The sequence below is a fragment of the Hyphomicrobium album genome, assembly GCF_009708035.1.
Classification (GTDB): domain Bacteria; phylum Pseudomonadota; class Alphaproteobacteria; order Rhizobiales; family Hyphomicrobiaceae; genus Hyphomicrobium_A; species Hyphomicrobium_A album.
Genome location: NZ_WMBQ01000002.1, coordinates 804,498 through 820,258 on the forward strand (window position 1 = coordinate 804,498; position 15,761 = coordinate 820,258).

Sequence of the window (15,761 nt, forward strand, 5' to 3'; positions counted from 1 at the left end):
GCGGATGGCGGCGACGCCCGGGATGCGACTACTTCGCGGGGCGCCGCGGGAAGACGTAGAGATCGAGTATGGCCTGAATCAGCGCGTGATGCGCAACCTCCACAAAGCCATACTGGTTGGAGTTCACGTAGAAATTCACGTCGCCGCGACCGCGCAGCAGGTTGTCGGGCTGAAAACCACTCAAGGTGACGACCTTCATGCTGCTGGCACGGGCCGTCTCGACCGCCTTGAGGATGTTGACTGACTGGCCGGAGCTGGAGATCGCGATGAGCACGTCACCAGGAATGCCATGCGCCTTCAGCTGCTCGGAGAAGACGTTGGCATAGCCGAAGTCGTTGCTGAGGCAAGTGAGTGCGGCCGAGTCATTGAGTGCCGTCGCGCGGATGCCGCCGTTCTTGAGGAACTCGATGGCGTGGTGGCTGGCGACGGCTGCGCTGCCGCCGTTGCCGATCAGCACGACTTTCTTGCCGGCGTTGTGCGCCTCACGGGCCGCGTCGGCGACCCACTCGAAGCCTGCGCTCAGGTCGAGCGGTCGGCCTTCCGCATCGCTTACCCGAACCGCCGTCAGTACACGGCTAAGCTCGTTGAAGTACGACGATATCGGATCGGCTGGGGTAGCTTCGACGACGCCTTTCAACACGCTCATTGTCCTCCGGGACCAAATGCTTGGTGCGGTTCGGTTGCCAAGAAATTCATGTGCACGGGATGCTGCAACGCGCGCCGGCTGGCCAGCTCGAGAGTGATCAAGGGGTGGCAGGATTCGCGCTCGGAAACATCCACTGCTGACCCGAACCCTCCTGGAAAATTACGGCCAACGTACGCCTGTCCGAGCGAGGGAGCGACTTGCACAATAGGATGTGACGGAACTGCCCGCATACCGCTTCTCGTCACGGACAAACAAGGCTTCTTGACACGTCCGACTGTATCACTTAGCGCCGGCAGGCGATATGCCGGCGTCATCAAGACGCGGTCGCCAAAAGACGCAGGAAAGGTCCGACATGCGTGTCCTGGTGACCGGTGCTGCCGGCTTCATCGGCTATCATACTGCCAGGGCTCTTTTAGACCGCGGCGACGAGGTCGTCGGGTTAGATAATCTCAATGCCTACTACGACGTTAAACTGAAGGAGGACCGGCTCGCCCAACTCGTCGGCAAGCCGGGCTTCACCTTCTCCAAGCTGGACCTGGCCGACCGAGCCGGCATGGAGCGGCTGTTCGCCGAGGTGCGCCCGCAGCGCGTCATCCACCTCGGCGCCCAGGCCGGCGTCCGCTACGGCGTCGATCACCCGCACGCCTACATCGATGCCAATATCGTCGGCACGCTGCACGTGCTCGAGGGCTGCCGCCACAACGGCGTCGAGCACCTCGTGTTCGCCTCGTCGAGCTCCGTCTATGGCGCCAACACGCAGATGCCGTTCAGCGTGCATCAGAACGTCGACCATCCCTTGAGCATCTACGCCGCGAGCAAGAAGGCGAACGAGCTGATGGCGCATTCGTACGCGCATCTCTATCGCTTGCCAGTGACGGGGCTGCGCTTCTTTACCGTGTACGGTCCGTGGGGGCGCCCCGATATGGCGCTGTTCAAGTTCACGCGCTGCATCTTGGCCGGCGAGCCGATCGACGTGTTCAACGATGGGCATCATGCGCGCGACTTCACCTATATCGACGATATCGTCGAGGGAGTGCTGCGCACGACGGATCGAATCCCGCAGCCCAATCCGAGCTGGGACGCAGCGAAGCCCGATCCTGCTACCTCATCGGCGCCCTATCGCATTTACAACATCGGCAACCACAGCTCGGTCGAACTGATGCACTTCATCGGCGTTCTCGAGAAGACGCTGGGGCGCGAGGCCAAGAAGAACTTCCTGCCCATGCAGCCGGGGGACGTCCCGGCGACCTTCGCCGATGTCGACGACCTCGCCGCTGACGTGGGCTTTGCTCCTGCCACCCCGGTGGAGGTCGGCATCGCACGTTTTGTTGACTGGTATCGCAGCTACTATCGTTCCTAGGTGCAGCCCTGGCGCGCGGAGACCGCATGGCAAGGATACTGGTAACCGGAGCGCTCGGACAGATCGGCTCCGAGCTGGTGCCGGCGCTGCGCCAGCGCTACGGCGTCGACAACGTTGTCGCCACCGACCTGAAGGCGCTGCAGCCGAGCGGCGCGGCAGCGTTGGCGCCGGACGATCACCTTGATTGCACGGAGCCGAACCAGCTGCACGAAGCCGTGCGCCGCTACGACATCGACAGCATCTATCACCTCGCGGCGCTGCTCTCCGCATCCGCCGAAGCCGCTCCGCAGCTGGCGTGGAGCGTCAACATGAGCGGTCTCTATAACGTACTGGAGGTGGCGCGCGCCTACGGTTGTCAGGTCTTCTTCCCAAGCTCGATCGGTGCCTTCGGTCCCGACACGCAGCGCGACATGACCCCGCAAGTCGCGGTGCAGCGTCCGACCACGATCTACGGCATCACCAAGGTGGCGGGTGAGCTGCTGTGCGACTACTACGCTTCGCGGTTCGGCATAGACACGCGTGGGCTCCGGCTGCCGGGGCTCATCTCGTACGTCGCGGCGCCGGGCGGCGGCACGACGGACTACGCCGTGGAAATGTTCTACCATGCCATCCGCTACGGCCGGTACACGTGCTTCCTGTCGGCCGACACGCGTCTCGACATGGCGTACATGCCCGATGCCATCACCGGCATGGTCGACCTGATGGCGGCGGATGCATCGCGCCTGCGCTACCGCAACGCCTACAACATCACGGCAATGAGCGTGACGCCGGAAGATATCGCAGCAGCTATCCGCAAGCATATTCCCGGCTTCGAGATCGACTACGACGTCGATCCCGTACGCCAGGCCATTGCCGATAGCTGGCCCCGCTCGCTCGACGACAGTGCCGCGCACGCAGACTGGGACTGGGCGCCGCGCTACGATCTCGACGCCATGACGAAAGACATGCTCGCGCGTCTCACCGAGAAGCTCAAACCCGCCCCGCGCCGCCAGCGGACGTGACCGGAGTGGATCATGCCGACCGATAGATTGACGCCGCTGCTGCAGGCGAGAGTGGACGAGCTGCGCGATAGCGGCCGCTTGAAGGGTGCCGAGGCCGTCACTGTCGGCGTCGTCGAACCGGCCGGCGGCAAAGGCCCGCGCTTCCTGATCGAAGGCCACGGCGAGCGGCCGTTCCTGCGCATGAACTCCAACAGCTATCTGGGCCTGTCGTTCGCAACGCGCGTGATCGAGGCCGACGAGGAGGCAGTGCGCCGCTACGGAGTGGGGCCGGGTGCGGTGCGCTTCATCTCCGGCACATGGGCGCCGCACGTGAAGCTCGAAGCGCGGCTCGCGGCCTTCCACGGACGTGTCGCGGGCATGCTGTTCTCGTCCGCCTATGCGACCGTCATGGGCGTGCTGCCGGCGCTAATCACCGACAAGACCGCCGTCATCAGCGACGCGCTCAATCACAACTCGATCATCAATGCCATTTCGCTGGCGCGACCGGCGGAGAAGCGCATCTACGCCCACGTGGATTACGACGAGCTGGACAGGCACCTAGCCTCGCTGTCGAAAACTTGCGCGCGCGCCGTCGTCGTCACCGACGGCGTGTTTAGCATGCGCGGCGACCACGCCGATCTCGCCCGGATCATGCAGATCGCCGCCAAGCACGATGCGAGCTACGCCGAGAACGTCATCGTCGTCGCCGATGATTCCCACGGCGTCGGGGCCTTCGGCAACGGCGGCCGCGGCACGGAAGAGGTGGTCGGCGGCAAGGTGGACGTGCTGATCGGCACCCTCGGCAAGGCTTTCGGGGTCAACGGCGGGTACGTCGTCGCTTCGGAGCCGATCGTCCAATATCTGCGCGAGACGTCGCCCTTTTACATCTACTCCAACCCCATTACGCCAGGCGAGGCGGAGGCGGCGCGCGCCGCGGTCGATCGCGTCGACAGCGAGGAGGGGCGCGGACTGCTGGCGCACTTGCAGGCAATGACGCGGCGCTTCCGCGACGGGCTGCGACAGCTCGGGCTGGAGACGGTCGAGGGACAGCATCCCGTCGTGCCACTGCTGGTCCGCGACACGCACCGCACCGGGCAGCTCGTGGCCCACCTGCGCGACAATGCCATCCTGGCGACCGGGCTCGCGTTTCCGGTGGTGCCGAAGGGCGAGGAGGAGATCCGCTTCCAGATTTCCGCCGATCACTCGACCGCGGATATCGATGAAGCGCTGGCGGCGCTCGCCGCGTTTCGCTGAGGAGGGCCGCGCATGAAATTCGCCGACAACGAGACGCGCTACGAGTTCCGCAAGTTCGCCACCGATCTTACGACGGTGCGCGATGCCTTCGCCGCGCGCGCTACCGGGACGGCGCAGCCGGCGAGCCGCGAAACCTATGTCGTGACGCGCCTCAATATCGAATCGAACGTCAAAGTGCGCGGCGGCCGGCTGCAGGTGAAGACGCTCCGCGGGCGGCTCGGCATGCTCGAGCAGTGGGCGCGACCGCTCAATGCCGAGTTCCCCGTGCCCGTCGAGGAGGTCGAGAGCATCGTTCTGCCGGCCCTCGGTCTCGACCTGGAGATCGGCCGCGGTGGCGCGTTGAGCGAGAACGCGCTGCTGGCTGTGGTCTCCGGGCAGCATGCCCTGGCGACGACGAGGGTCGACAAGCGCCGCACGCTTTACGACGTTGGCAACTGCGTAGCCGAGTTCTGCGAGCTGCGTATCGATGACGACAAACTGCACACGATCGCCATCGAGGCGTCGGATACGGATGCGGCGCTCGTCCTCTTAAACGAATTGGGATTGGGCGACGCCCAGAACGAGAGCTACGCAGAGTTCCTGCAGCGGCGCTTGTTCTGACCGCAGTCCGCCGTAAGGCTAGTTGCGCACGAGCTGGCCGCGCAGCTCGCCCTTGGGGAATCCGGAGGTGCGGACGACGATCTGCCATTCGCCGGCGACTAGGCCTTCGCCCTGCGGTGCCGACAGGATCGCCGTGCCCTCGAACGGACTATCGACATTGAGAATGCGCACGAAAGCGCGGCGTGGCCCGGCGCCCGCACCGTGAAAGCTCGCCGAGGTGGCGTAGGTTCCTACGCCCTTGTAGGTTCCGTTCCAAATGAGCTTCTTGCTATCGGTGTCGTAGTCGGCCGTGAGGCTGCCGGAGGCGGTGCTGTTTGTGCCCGCAACAGGGATTAGGTCCGCCTTGAAGCGCACGACTTCAGCGTTTGCAGAAGCCGCAGCGCCGAGAAGCGCAATTCCCACGATCGCGGCGCGCAGGGCGGTCGGCGGCATCTCGTTTCTCCCACAGATCACGATTGTGAACCCGAACCGCGACGGCCGCATTTATGCATGGTCCCGTGGCAAGAGAAAGCCCGCAAAACGGGGGTCGGGGGCTGGCCCCGACGCGCATTTGGCGCTAAGTGCACTGCAGACAATTCCTACCCCATGCGAGGTCGTTCATGACAGAAGAGCTTTCAAAGATCGCTGAAGCGCTCGTCACCCCTGGCAAAGGGATCCTTGCCGCCGACGAAAGCTCGGGCACCATCAAGAAGCGCTTCGATTCAATCGGCGTCGCCTCGACCGACGACACCCGCCGCGACTATCGCGAGATGCTGTTCCGCGCCGGCGAGGGCATGAAGAACTACGTGTCCGGCGTCATCCTCTATGACGAGACGATCCGCCAGAAGGCGAAGGACGGAACGACGCTCGTCGACGTCATGAAAGCGGCGGGCTCGATTCCCGGCATCAAGGTCGACACCGGCGCCAAGCCGCTCGCCGGATCGAACGCCACCATCGAGACGGTCACCGAGGGCCTCGATGGTCTGCGCGAACGCCTTGCCGAGTATCACAAGCTGGGTGCGCGTTTCGCCAAGTGGCGCGCCGTCATCACCATCACCGACGACCTGCCGTCGTGGAACTGCGTCAAGGCTAACGCGCACGCGCTCGCCCGCTACGCCGCGCTGTGCCAGGAAGCCGGCATCGTTCCGATCGTCGAGCCCGAGGTGCTGATGGACGGACCGCACGCCGGCCATACCATCGAGCGCTGCTACGAGGTGACGGAGTGGACGCAGCGCACGGTGTTCCGCGAGCTCTATGACGCGCGCGTGGCGCTGGAGGGCATCGTCTTGAAGCCGAACATGGTCATCGCCGGCCAGAAGTGCCCCAAGCAGGCGAGCCCGCAGCAGGTGGCTGAGCTCACCGTGAAGTGCCTCAAGGCGACCACGCCGGCGTCCGTTCCGGGCATCGCCTTCCTGTCCGGCGGCCAGTCGGACGAGCAGGCGACCGAGAACCTGTCGCTGATCAACCAGATCGGCAACCTGCCGTGGAACGTCACCTTCTCGTATGGTCGCGCGTTGCAGGCGGCCGCGCTGAAAGCCTGGGGCGGCAAGACCGAGAACGTCGCCGCCGGTCAGCGCGCCTTCACCCACCGCGCACGGATGAACTCGCTCGCTGCGCTCGGCAAGTGGAACCAGCAGCTCGAAAAGGCTGCTTAAACTCGCATCGATTGCGTTGGATCGGCACGGCTCGCGGGGGGATGTCTCGCGAGCCGTCGATTTTTGCCGCGGCAATTGGCCGGTCGTTTACCCGCTTCTGCAAACCTGCCGAAGACCTACATAGGCTCCACTGGACCCCTTACGGAGAACCCGACGATGCACGTGACGATGGAAAGCGCCCTGGCGGCGATCAAGGCCGCCCAGAAAGAGGCAACGAAGCTCAAGACGCAGATGTGTATCGCCGTGGTCGACTCCGGCGCGAACCTAAAGGCGTTCGTGCGCATGGACGACGCCTGGGTCGGCTCGATCGACATCGCCATCAAGAAGGCGAAGACGGCGGTGTTCTTCGGCATGCCGACGGGCGAGATCGGCAAGCTTTCGCAGCCGGGCAAGTCGCTCTATGGGATTGAGCACTCGAATGAAGGTCTGATCACCTTCCCGGGCGGTCTCCCGATCGTCGATGAGGAGGGCGTGCTCGTCGGCGCCATCGGCGTTTCCGGCAGCTCGGTCGAGAACGATCACAAGGTGGCCGCGGCCGGCGCGAAGGTCGTCGGTGTCAGCGAGCTGCCGGCGCATCCCTGGCGCACGTAAGCGCCGGCGCGTTGCAAGAGAAAAGGCGGGACGCAAGTCCCGCCTTTACTGTTTCGATGCCGGTGCGAGATGCTCAGAGCTTCTCGACGTGATCGGCCATGTCGCCGACGAGGCGCACGCGGTACGTCGCGTTCTCGCAGGTCAATATCCAGACGGGCAGGTCGGCCTCGGACGCTTTGGGATCGCGCTTGGCGCTCTTCGGGTTGATGCACTCATAGCCCTGCTTGCGGATCTGCACGGCGATGATCTCGGCCGGCATCTCCTCATCTGACGAGGCAACCTGCACCGGCGCTTGCGCCTGCGCATCGGGAACGCCCGACGTCAGTGCATTGAGCATCAGCCCCGCGCCGAGCGCGAGCACCGGAAAGATACCAAGCATATTCATCACCGAACTCCTGCGCGCGCTCAGCGCACCGGTTCAGCGCTTCGCCGCTGTCTCGTGCGCGCGCCGTCCCGCCAGCGCCAGGAAAACATAACTCCAACCTGAGAATAGAAGGTTGATGCCGACCAGCAATCCGAGCGCCCAAACCGCCGAGCCGGGAAGATCGATGGCAATGAGCAAGCCGACAGCTAGCGCCGCGAGGCCGCTCAGCAGCAGCCAGAACCAACCTTCGTGCGGGCGGACGCGGAAGGCCTGGATCACCTCGAAGATGCCCTCGGCGATGAACAGGACCGCAAGCACGATCGCGAGCGTGATGAGACCTGTGAACGGGAAGAAAGCGAGATAGCCGCCGGCGATGACGTAGAGCAGTCCCACCAGCAACTCCCAAAGGAAGCCCTGCCAGCCGGGGGCTTGGAAGGCGTGGACGACCATTACCACGCCGGCAATCAGGAACAGCCAGCCGAGGAACGTCTTGGCGACGATGGTGCCGGCGAGCGGAAAGGCAATGGCGGCAATGCCGGCTACGATGAGCAGGATGCCGAGGGCGAGAAACCAGCCCCACTTCTTGGTGATGAGCTCGCGCGTCTCTGCAACGCGCATTTCGATGTCGGATACGGTCAGCGGTTGTGCCATGGCGGTCCTCCCCATGCTCAGTTTTCCCACCCGCTTATAGCTGAATCGCGCCCCACTCGGCGGGCTTCATCCTTCTATGGTGGCGCGACTGCCAACGCCCGTTCCAACTTCGATCGTGCCACCAAGCGAGCACGCGCGCACCTCGCAATTGGTGTTCAATTGCGGGAATTGGAGTCGAATATTCGAATAATTTGGTGCCCGGGGTTAGGCGCAGCGGCCGATGCAACCGATGCAATGCGCTGCAGCCGCCCGCTTAATGCGGGCGGCTGCAACTTGGCGACGGCTTCAGTCGCGCGCCATCAGCGGGGTGATGCGGCGGACCGCGACGCGCCGGTTGGCGCGCTCAGCCTGCAGCGTCGGCACCTTGAGGAACTCCTCGCCGTATCCCTGGGTGACCAGGTTCTCGAACGGTACGCCGAAGTTGTCGGTGAGGATGATCGCCACCTCCTCGGCGCGCCGGTCCGACAGCGTGAGGTTGTCGATCTCGGAGCCGACCGCGTCGGTGTGCCCTTCGATCAGGAACACCTCGTCCGGCCGCCGGTCGATCACGCGATGGATGGCGCGGGCGATGCGCTCGAGGCGATTGTACTGGTCCGGATGCACCCGCCAGGCGCCAAAGTCGAACGTCACCGTGTCGAGGTCGACGCGGCGCATGCGATCGCGCAGGTAGGTATTGTAGCGGATCTCATCCAGTGAGTAGCCGCGCGGCAGCCGCTCCACTGGACCCGCCATGAGCGCATCGTAGATGTCGTCGTCGGAAGCGCGCTCGTAGTTGACGATGTAGCGCTCGCGCGGCATGCGCAGCGTCAGCGGACCCAGGTCGATATGTACCGGGGCGCCGCGGCGGAAGCGGCGGTTGTCGATGAAGTTCGTCTCGCGTCCGTCGCGACCGCGGCGGTAGCGCCGGGTGAGACGTCCGGATGAGTCGAACTCCGAGAACACCTCGATGCCGCCCGGGCGGACGGCGATGGTGACGTTGCCGCCGTCACGCCGCTTCTCGCTGCGCACGTCGCGCGCCGAGCGGCGCATGCGCTCCGTCTCGTCGGCACGGATGACCGGGCGCGCGCCCTTCTCCTGCACGATGGTGCGGCCGGGCTCCTCGATGATGGTGCGCTTGCCGCCTTCCTCGACGCGCTGGCGGCGGCGGCGCTTCACATCCTCGATCGACTTCGGCGCGGGACCTTGCGCGCGCTCGCCACCTGCCGCTGGTGGGGGAGGCGGCGGTGGCGGAATGACGACGGCCGGCTGCGGGGGCGTGGCCGGCGGTTGCGCTGGGGGCGGGGTCGGCTGCGCCTGTTGTGGCGGAGGCTCGCGGTCATCGCCGCGCTTGCCCCGGTCACCGCGGTCACCACCGCGCTCTCCGCGGCGTTGACTATCGTCACGCTGCGCCGCCGGTGGTGGCGACGCGGGTGGTGCGGTCGGCTGCGCCTGTTGCGGCGGTGGCGGTTGTGCTTGCTGCGATGCCGGCGGAGGCGGCTGTTGAGCGGGCGGCGCGGGCTCGGCCTGTTGCGGCGGGGGTGCCGGCGGAGCTGGAACAGGGGGAGCGGGCTCAGCCTGCTTTGACGGCGGTGGCACATCGGGCTGCGGGGGAGGAGCGGCGGTGTCGTCACGGTCGCGGCGACCGCGACGTTCGCCACGGCGCTCGTCGTCGCCATCTTGTCGCGCCGTTGGAGGCGGCGGCGGAGCCGCGGGCGGCTCGGCCTGCTGGACTGGAGGCGGTGGTGCAGAGGCAGGAGGCGCATCGTCATCGCGATCGCGGCCACGGCCACCGCGGCGCTCGCCATCGCCACGCTGCTGCGCTTGCTCGGGTGGTGGACCCGGCGGTGCCGCTTGTGGTCCGCCTCCGTCCCCCCCGCCGTCACGCTTGCGTTTGCCGCGCCGTTCGCCTTGCTCCGGCTCAGCCTCGGCAGCCGGTGGCGGCGGAGGTGGTTCCGCTTGCGGAGCGGGCGCCGGCGCTTGCTCGGCTGGGGGTGGAGTACCTTCGCTCGCCGGTGGACCTGCGGCGTCGGACGCCTGCGCAACCTGAAGCGGCCGACCGTCGATTTCTGCAGTCGTCGCCAAGGGCGCGGCGGCACTTAGTCCGGTGAGGCAAATGGCAGTGGCAATTAGACGTCGGCGCATTGGATGGCCTGGCTCCTTGTTGTTATTGTTAGCGATAGGGGAAATGTTGTTGAGGTTGTGGCCTCCAGGCCATGGCTCGAAAAGCGGGTCGCTTTTCCGCCCTATTGAGCCCTAATAGGCTGGGTTCTCGACGTGAGGAAACGTGCCGATGGGGCGTGAGGTTCAGTCGCAGCTGTACGTGTGCGCGGTTGCGGGTGCCGATCCGCAACAGGTTGCCGCGCGGCTCGATGCGGCCGGAGCCGCGACGCTGCTGATTGCTGCACGCGAGGGTAGTGCCCTGACGGCGGCCGAGGCGCGGCCGCTCGTGGAGCTGGCGCAGAAGAAAGACGTTGCCGCGCTGATCGAGGGCGATGCGCAACTCGCCCGCACGCTGCGCGCCGACGGCGTACACCTGCCGTGGAGCAAGGACATCGTGGCGCGCTATGTCGAGGCGCGCGAGATCCTCGGCACCCGCTACATCGTCGGCGTCGACGTCGGCCGCTCGCGTCACGACGCCATGAGCCTCGCCGAGGACGGCGCCGACTACATCGCGTTTGGAATTCCGCCGCACGTGGAGGATCGCGCCAGCGCCGCCGAACGCCGGCTCGAGCTGATCTTCTGGTGGAGCGAGATTTTCGAAGTTCCTTGTGTGGCCTTCGACGTCGATAGTGTGGAGGACGCGACCGCGCTCGCCGCCGCGGGCGCCGACTTCGTCGCCATGCACCCGGGTATCGAGCTGGCGTCGACCGACTACGCGAAGCTCGCGTCCGCCGTCGCCGAAGCTGCAAGCCGGGGCGAGGCGATCGCATGAGCCGGCACCTCACGCTCTTGCTGCTCGGCGTGTTGACGCCCTTGGCCGTGCTGCCGGCCCTGGCCGACACAAGCTCCTGGGTCATGGAAACGACCGAAGCGCCGAAGCCCAAGAAGGGCAAGGCGGTGAAGATCGCGCCGAGCGAGACGTTCGCCAAGCCGACCCCGAGCGCGGCGGCGCGGGCCAACGAAGGCGGTCTCGCGAAGTCGCTCGTCGAGCCGACCGGCGACGAGGCGGCGTACATCGCCTTCGACCAGGGCCAGTATCTCACCGCCAAGAAGCTTGCCGAGGAGGGTGCGGCGCGCGGCGACCCGCAGGCGCACACGCTGCTCGGGCGCCTCTACGCAGAGGGTCTCGGTGTCAGCAAGGACACTCAGGCGGCAGTGAAGTGGTACGCACGCGCCGACGAACTGGGCGATGTGCAAGGAACGTTTGCGCTCGGCGTGCTCTATGCCGAGGGGCGCGGCGTTAAGAAGGATCGCCTCAAGTCGGCCGAGCTGTTCGAGAAGGCGGCGCGCACCGGCCATCCACTCGCCAACTACAACCTCGGGCTTCTCTTCCTCAAAGGCGACGGCAAACCGCAAAACCCGTATCGCGCCGCCATGCACATTCGCTACGCGGCGGAGAAAGGCATCGCCGTCGCGCAGTACGATCTTGCCGGCCTCTATCAGAACGGTTCGGGCGTAGAGCCGAGCGCGCTCGAAGCCTCGCGCTGGCTATCGAAGGCTGCCGAGCAGGGCATGGCGGAGGCGCAGTTCGAATATGCCGTAGTGCTGCTGCGCGGGCTCGGTCTCACCAAAGACGAACCGAAGGCGGTTCCCTATCTGCGGGCGGCGGCGCAGAAGGGTCTCGCTTCCGCGCAGAACCGTCTCGCCTACGTGTTCGCCGAGGGTGTCGGCGTCAAGAAGAACGAAGAGGAGGCGGCCAAGTGGCGGCTCATCGCCCAGGCCGGCGGCCTCAAGGACGAGACGCTCGACGCCCTTGTCAGCAAGTTGCCGAAGGCCAAGCAGATGGCCGCGCAGCAGGCGGCAAGCGAGTGGCGCGAGAAGGCCGGGATGTTCTGAAGCGGCCGACGGCGGCCTTGCCAGGCGTGCGTTCTGGGTCTAGTCCGGGCGCCTTGTCTCCTCCGCCCCGGCGCCCCCAAGGATTCTTCGATGCCCGCCTCAGCGCTTATGAACGTCATGATCGGCGCCGCTCGCAAGGCCGGGCGCAGCCTCGCCCGCGACTTCGGCGAGGTGGAGCAGCTACAAGTCTCGATCAAGGGACCGGGCAACTTCGTCTCCGCCGCCGACCACAAGGCCGAGGAGATCATCTACCGCGAGCTTTCCAAGGCGCGGCCCGGTTACAGCTTCCTCATGGAGGAGCGCGGCGAGGTGGCGGGCGACGATAAGAGCCATCGATGGATCGTCGATCCGCTCGACGGCACCACCAACTTCCTGCACGGAGTGCCGCTGTTCGCCATCTCCATCGGCTTGGAGCGCGAGGGCCAGCTCGTCGCCGGGCTCGTCTACAATCCGATCTCGGACGAGCTTTTCGCCGCCGAGAAGGGGAAGGGCGCCTACCTCAACGATCGCCGCCGGTTGCGGGTGGCCGTGCGCAAGAAGTTGGCGGACGCGCTCGTGACCACCGGCATTCCGCACTTGGGCCGTCCGGGCCACGTCGCTTTCAATCGCGAGATCAAAGAGATCATCAAGCACGTTGCCGGCGTGCGCCGCACCGGATCGGCGGCGCTGGACCTCGCCTGGGTGGCCGCCGGCCGCTTCGACGCCTATTGGGAGCGGGGCATCAAGCCCTGGGATATGGCGGCGGGAATCGTGCTGGTGCGCGAGGCAGGCGGTGCCGTGAGCGATCTTAAGGGCGGTGCGGAGATGCTCGAGCGGGATGAGGTGCTTGCCACCAACAGCACGCTGCAGAAGGACTTTCTTCCCCTCTTGGCGCCCGAGCGGGCAGGTGCTTAACGCCCGGCGCTGCCGTCCAAAGGGCACGATGTTGCCCCGTTTATGCTGTCATTGGCTTCGGGTAATGTCACGAGGCTGAATTAAAGGCGCGGGCGGCGGAGCTCCTGGATGGCAAGAAGACGACAAAACGATCCAGCGGTTTCGGCGCTGGCGCATCGGCCGCTGACGCCTCCTGGCGTCTTCCTCATCCGCATGCTGATCTTCCTCACGCTCGTCGCCTTCCTGGCGGCGATCCTGCACAAGCAGCTGATCGACAGCTTCCTGCACAACCCCGGACTCAACGGGTTGATCCTCGGCGTGCTCGCCCTGGGCATCGTCTATGCGTTTCGCCAGGTGATCCGGCTCTATCCGGAGATCCGCTGGGTCAACGCCTTCCGCATCGCCGACCCGGGGCTGTCCATCTCGCATCAACCGATCCTGCTGGCGCCGATGTCGGCGATGCTGCGGGACCGAACTGGTGCCCTGTCGCTGTCCACTGCGTCGCTGCGCTCGATCATGGATTCAATCGGCTCGCGTTTGGATGAAGCGCGCGATACCGGCCGTTACCTCGTCGGGCTGCTCGTGTTTCTCGGCCTGCTCGGAACCTTCTGGGGCCTGCTCGAGACCATTCAGTCGGTGGGCGGAGCCATCGATGCCATCGACACCAACGCCGCCAACAACGTCACGATGTTCTCCGACTTGAAGGCCGGCCTCGCCGCGCCGTTGAAGGGCATGGGTACGGCGTTCTCGTCCTCGCTGCTCGGTCTCGCCGGTTCGCTCGTCCTGGGCTTCCTCGAGCTGCAGGCGAGCCACGCGCACAACCGTTTCTACAACGAGCTGGAGGAATGGTTGTCGGGCATTACCGAGCTGACGCCCGGCACCAACGTCTCCTCCGACCAGGTGAACCGCCAGCTGTCGAGCGCGATCCTGCATATGCAGCGCGCCGTCGAGGACCTGTCGACGAGGCTCGCCGATCAATCCATGGCCGGCGCCATCGGCGTGCCGGGAGGCGGCGACGAGCAGCTGCGCGAGCTCGCACGTGGCGTGACCCAGCTCGTGTCGCAGATGCGCGCCGAGCAGAAGGTGGTGCGCGAGTGGGTCGACGAGCAGGCCTCGCAGCATTCTGAAGTGGCGAGCGCTCTGAAGGAGCTCGCCGTCAATATGCGTCGCAAAGGTTAGCGCATGGCGGGTGGACGCTCGCGCCGGCACAGCGCCGACTACGGTTTGTTCTGGCCGGGCTACGTCGACGTGCTGTCGACGCTGCTGCTCGTCGTCACCTTCCTCATGTCGATCTTCATGCTGGCGCAGTACTTCGCCAGCCAGGAGGCGAGCGGCAAGGACACTGCGCTGAAGCAGCTGACGCTGCAGATCAACGAGCTCACCAGCCTGCTGTCGCTCGAGAAGGGGAAAGCCAAGTCCACCGCCGACGAACTCGCCGCGCTGCAGGCCACGCTATCGACGCTGCGCGAGGAGAACACCAAGCTGTCGGGCTCGGCCCTCTCCGGCGGCGAGGCGGCCAAGGCGGCCGAGGGGCGCATATCCGGACTCACTACGGAGTTGGAGAGCCAGAAGAAGGTCTCCAACGAGGCGCTGGCCAAGGTTGACTTGCTCAATCAGCAGCTCCTGTCGCTGCGCCGGCAGATTGCCGCCTTGAATGAGGCGCTGCAGGCCTCAGAGGCGAAGGACGCCGAGAGCCAGACCCGCATCAAAGACTTGGGCTCACGTCTCAATGCGGCGCTGGCGCGACAGGTGCAGGAGCTACAGCGCTATCGTTCCGACTTTTTCGGCCGCCTGCGCGAGCTATTGAAGAACCGCAAGGACATCCGCGTCGTCGGCGACCGCTTCGTGTTCGAGTCCGAGGTGCTGTTCGCATCGGGCTCCAACCAGCTGACGCCGGAAGGGCTCGCTGCCATGGACCAGCTCGCCGCTGCCATCATCGAGCTCCAGAAAGAGATTCCCAAGGAGATCGACTGGGCGCTGCAGGTCGACGGCCACACCGACATTCGGCCGATCGCCAGTCCGACGTTCCCGTCGAACTGGGAGCTGTCGACGTCCCGCGCCATCGCCGTCGTCCGCTACCTGATCAGCCGCGGTGTACCGGCTGACCGGCTGGTCGCGGCAGGCTACGGCGAGTTCCGCCCGCTGGAAGCCGGGAAAGACGAGGCGAGCCTGCAGCGCAACCGCCGCATCGAGCTCAAGCTGACGAACCGTTAGAGGCGCGCCGCGCCTATTGCTTGGGAGCGGCGGCTGCCGGTGGGGGACCCATCGGCACTGGGCTCACCTGCTCGCGCTCCTTCTTGAGGTCGGCGAGGGCCTGGTTCAGCTTCTTCTGTGCCGCCGCGAGTTGCGTCTTGAGGTTGGCGACTTCCTTGTCCGCCGCTTCCTTGGCGCCCTTTAGAGCCTCGGCATCCTTGGCGACCGCTGCTGCTGAATCGCGCGCGCGCTCGAGGTCGCCGGACTTCTGCTGCAGCTCGCCGACCTGCTTCTGCAAATCCGCGATCTGTGCCGAGGCCGCCTCGGTGTTGGCACGCGACTGCTTGAGCGCGTTCTCGACTTCGCCGCGTGTGCGGTTCGCCTGCTCGACCTGCCGTGTCAGGTCGCCGACGTTGGCTTTCAGACGATCGCGCTGCTGCGCGAGGTCGTTCCGTACCGCCTCACCCTCATGATAGAGCTGGCGCGCCGATAGTGCCTGATAGCCTGCGTAGACGCTGACGGCGCCGAGCGCCACGACGAGCAGCCATACCCACAATGGGATGGGCGCCGAATGCGGCTCCGGCGGCAGAATTTGATCGAGTTCCGGATTCATCGTCTTCTTCCCCTCAGTACTTTTCGG

Annotated in this window: 17 protein-coding genes; 11 read left to right on the top strand and 6 right to left on the bottom strand. The window is 65.8% G+C overall.

The genetic code is table 11. The features are described from left to right. Positions 1 to 28: 28 nt before the first annotated feature. Positions 29 to 646 carry an SIS domain-containing protein gene (locus GIW81_RS16030; RefSeq protein WP_154740339.1) on the bottom strand — a complete coding sequence of 206 codons (618 nt, stop codon included), beginning with the start codon at positions 644 to 646 and terminating at the stop codon, positions 29 to 31. 352 nt (positions 647 to 998) lie between these two features. Here GIW81_RS16030 and GIW81_RS16035 point away from each other — a divergent pair, with 352 nt between their 5' ends. Genes GIW81_RS16035 through GIW81_RS16050 form a run of 4 tightly spaced genes read left to right on the top strand, consistent with a single transcriptional unit; the run spans position 999 to position 4,840 of the window. Further along, complete coding sequence (locus GIW81_RS16035; RefSeq protein WP_154740340.1) at positions 999 to 2,006, top strand: NAD-dependent epimerase; 1,008 nt, start codon at positions 999 to 1,001, stop codon at positions 2,004 to 2,006. 26 nt (positions 2,007 to 2,032) lie between these two features. Beyond that, the gene (locus tag GIW81_RS16040) at positions 2,033 to 3,007 is read left to right on the top strand and encodes an NAD-dependent epimerase/dehydratase family protein (protein WP_154740341.1); all 975 of its coding nucleotides are present in this window, start codon (positions 2,033 to 2,035) and stop codon (positions 3,005 to 3,007) included. Between the two features lie 12 nt (positions 3,008 to 3,019). Further along, complete coding sequence (locus GIW81_RS16045) at positions 3,020 to 4,240, top strand: aminotransferase class I/II-fold pyridoxal phosphate-dependent enzyme (protein ID WP_154740342.1); 1,221 nt, start codon at positions 3,020 to 3,022, stop codon at positions 4,238 to 4,240. A 12-nt stretch (positions 4,241 to 4,252) separates the two neighbouring features. Further along, positions 4,253 to 4,840 (top strand): hypothetical protein, encoded by a 588-nt coding sequence (locus tag GIW81_RS16050; RefSeq protein WP_154740343.1) that lies wholly within the window; start codon positions 4,253 to 4,255, stop codon positions 4,838 to 4,840. A gap of 18 nt (positions 4,841 to 4,858) precedes the next feature. On the opposite strand, the gene GIW81_RS16055 is transcribed toward GIW81_RS16050, so the two are convergent. Next, positions 4,859 to 5,272: a CHRD domain-containing protein gene (locus GIW81_RS16055; RefSeq protein WP_195930604.1), complete on the bottom strand. Its 414-nt coding sequence runs from the start codon at positions 5,270 to 5,272 to the stop codon at positions 4,859 to 4,861. A 167-nt stretch (positions 5,273 to 5,439) separates the two neighbouring features. On the opposite strand from GIW81_RS16055, the gene GIW81_RS16060 reads away from it, so the two are divergent. Beyond that, positions 5,440 to 6,474, top strand: coding sequence for a class I fructose-bisphosphate aldolase (locus tag GIW81_RS16060; protein ID WP_154740345.1), 1,035 nt, complete (start codon positions 5,440 to 5,442; stop codon positions 6,472 to 6,474). Positions 6,475 to 6,630: 156 nt separating this feature from the next. Next, positions 6,631 to 7,065 (top strand): GlcG/HbpS family heme-binding protein, encoded by a 435-nt coding sequence (locus GIW81_RS16065; RefSeq protein WP_154740346.1) that lies wholly within the window; start codon positions 6,631 to 6,633, stop codon positions 7,063 to 7,065. Positions 7,066 to 7,138: 73 nt separating this feature from the next. On the opposite strand, the gene GIW81_RS16070 is transcribed toward GIW81_RS16065, so the two are convergent. The 3 genes from GIW81_RS16070 to GIW81_RS19395 all read right to left on the bottom strand — a co-directional run bounded on the left by GIW81_RS16070 (position 7,139) and on the right by GIW81_RS19395 (position 9,235). Beyond that, a complete protein-coding gene (locus GIW81_RS16070; RefSeq protein ID WP_229309359.1) occupies positions 7,139 to 7,450 on the bottom strand; it encodes a hypothetical protein in 312 nt (103 codons plus the stop codon). 33 nt (positions 7,451 to 7,483) lie between these two features. Beyond that, positions 7,484 to 8,080: an HdeD family acid-resistance protein gene (locus GIW81_RS16075; protein WP_210251952.1), complete on the bottom strand. Its 597-nt coding sequence runs from the start codon at positions 8,078 to 8,080 to the stop codon at positions 7,484 to 7,486. Between the two features lie 285 nt (positions 8,081 to 8,365). After that, the gene (locus GIW81_RS19395) at positions 8,366 to 9,235 is read right to left on the bottom strand and encodes an OmpA family protein (protein ID WP_324615071.1); all 870 of its coding nucleotides are present in this window, start codon (positions 9,233 to 9,235) and stop codon (positions 8,366 to 8,368) included. 1,114 nt (positions 9,236 to 10,349) lie between these two features. On the opposite strand from GIW81_RS19395, the gene GIW81_RS16085 reads away from it, so the two are divergent. The 5 genes from GIW81_RS16085 (at position 10,350) to GIW81_RS16105 (ending at position 15,142) form a co-directional block, all read left to right on the top strand. Beyond that, on the top strand, positions 10,350 to 10,991 hold the full coding sequence (locus GIW81_RS16085; protein WP_154740347.1) for a thiamine phosphate synthase: 642 nt from the start codon (positions 10,350 to 10,352) through the stop codon (positions 10,989 to 10,991). Further along, complete coding sequence (locus GIW81_RS16090) at positions 10,988 to 12,055, top strand: SEL1-like repeat protein (RefSeq protein ID WP_154740348.1); 1,068 nt, start codon at positions 10,988 to 10,990, stop codon at positions 12,053 to 12,055. The genes GIW81_RS16085 and GIW81_RS16090 overlap by 4 nt, the downstream gene beginning before the upstream one ends. A gap of 90 nt (positions 12,056 to 12,145) precedes the next feature. Continuing rightward, the gene (locus GIW81_RS16095) at positions 12,146 to 12,949 is read left to right on the top strand and encodes an inositol monophosphatase family protein (RefSeq protein WP_154740349.1); all 804 of its coding nucleotides are present in this window, start codon (positions 12,146 to 12,148) and stop codon (positions 12,947 to 12,949) included. A gap of 108 nt (positions 12,950 to 13,057) precedes the next feature. Then, complete coding sequence (locus GIW81_RS16100) at positions 13,058 to 14,107, top strand: tautomerase family protein (RefSeq protein WP_154740350.1); 1,050 nt, start codon at positions 13,058 to 13,060, stop codon at positions 14,105 to 14,107. Positions 14,108 to 14,110: 3 nt separating this feature from the next. Beyond that, the gene (locus GIW81_RS16105; RefSeq protein WP_154740351.1) at positions 14,111 to 15,142 is read left to right on the top strand and encodes a peptidoglycan -binding protein; all 1,032 of its coding nucleotides are present in this window, start codon (positions 14,111 to 14,113) and stop codon (positions 15,140 to 15,142) included. Between the two features lie 13 nt (positions 15,143 to 15,155). Here the strand turns inward: GIW81_RS16105 and GIW81_RS16110 are convergent, their stop codons facing one another. Further along, the gene (locus GIW81_RS16110) at positions 15,156 to 15,734 is read right to left on the bottom strand and encodes a hypothetical protein (protein WP_154740352.1); all 579 of its coding nucleotides are present in this window, start codon (positions 15,732 to 15,734) and stop codon (positions 15,156 to 15,158) included. Positions 15,735 to 15,761 lie beyond the last annotated feature (27 nt).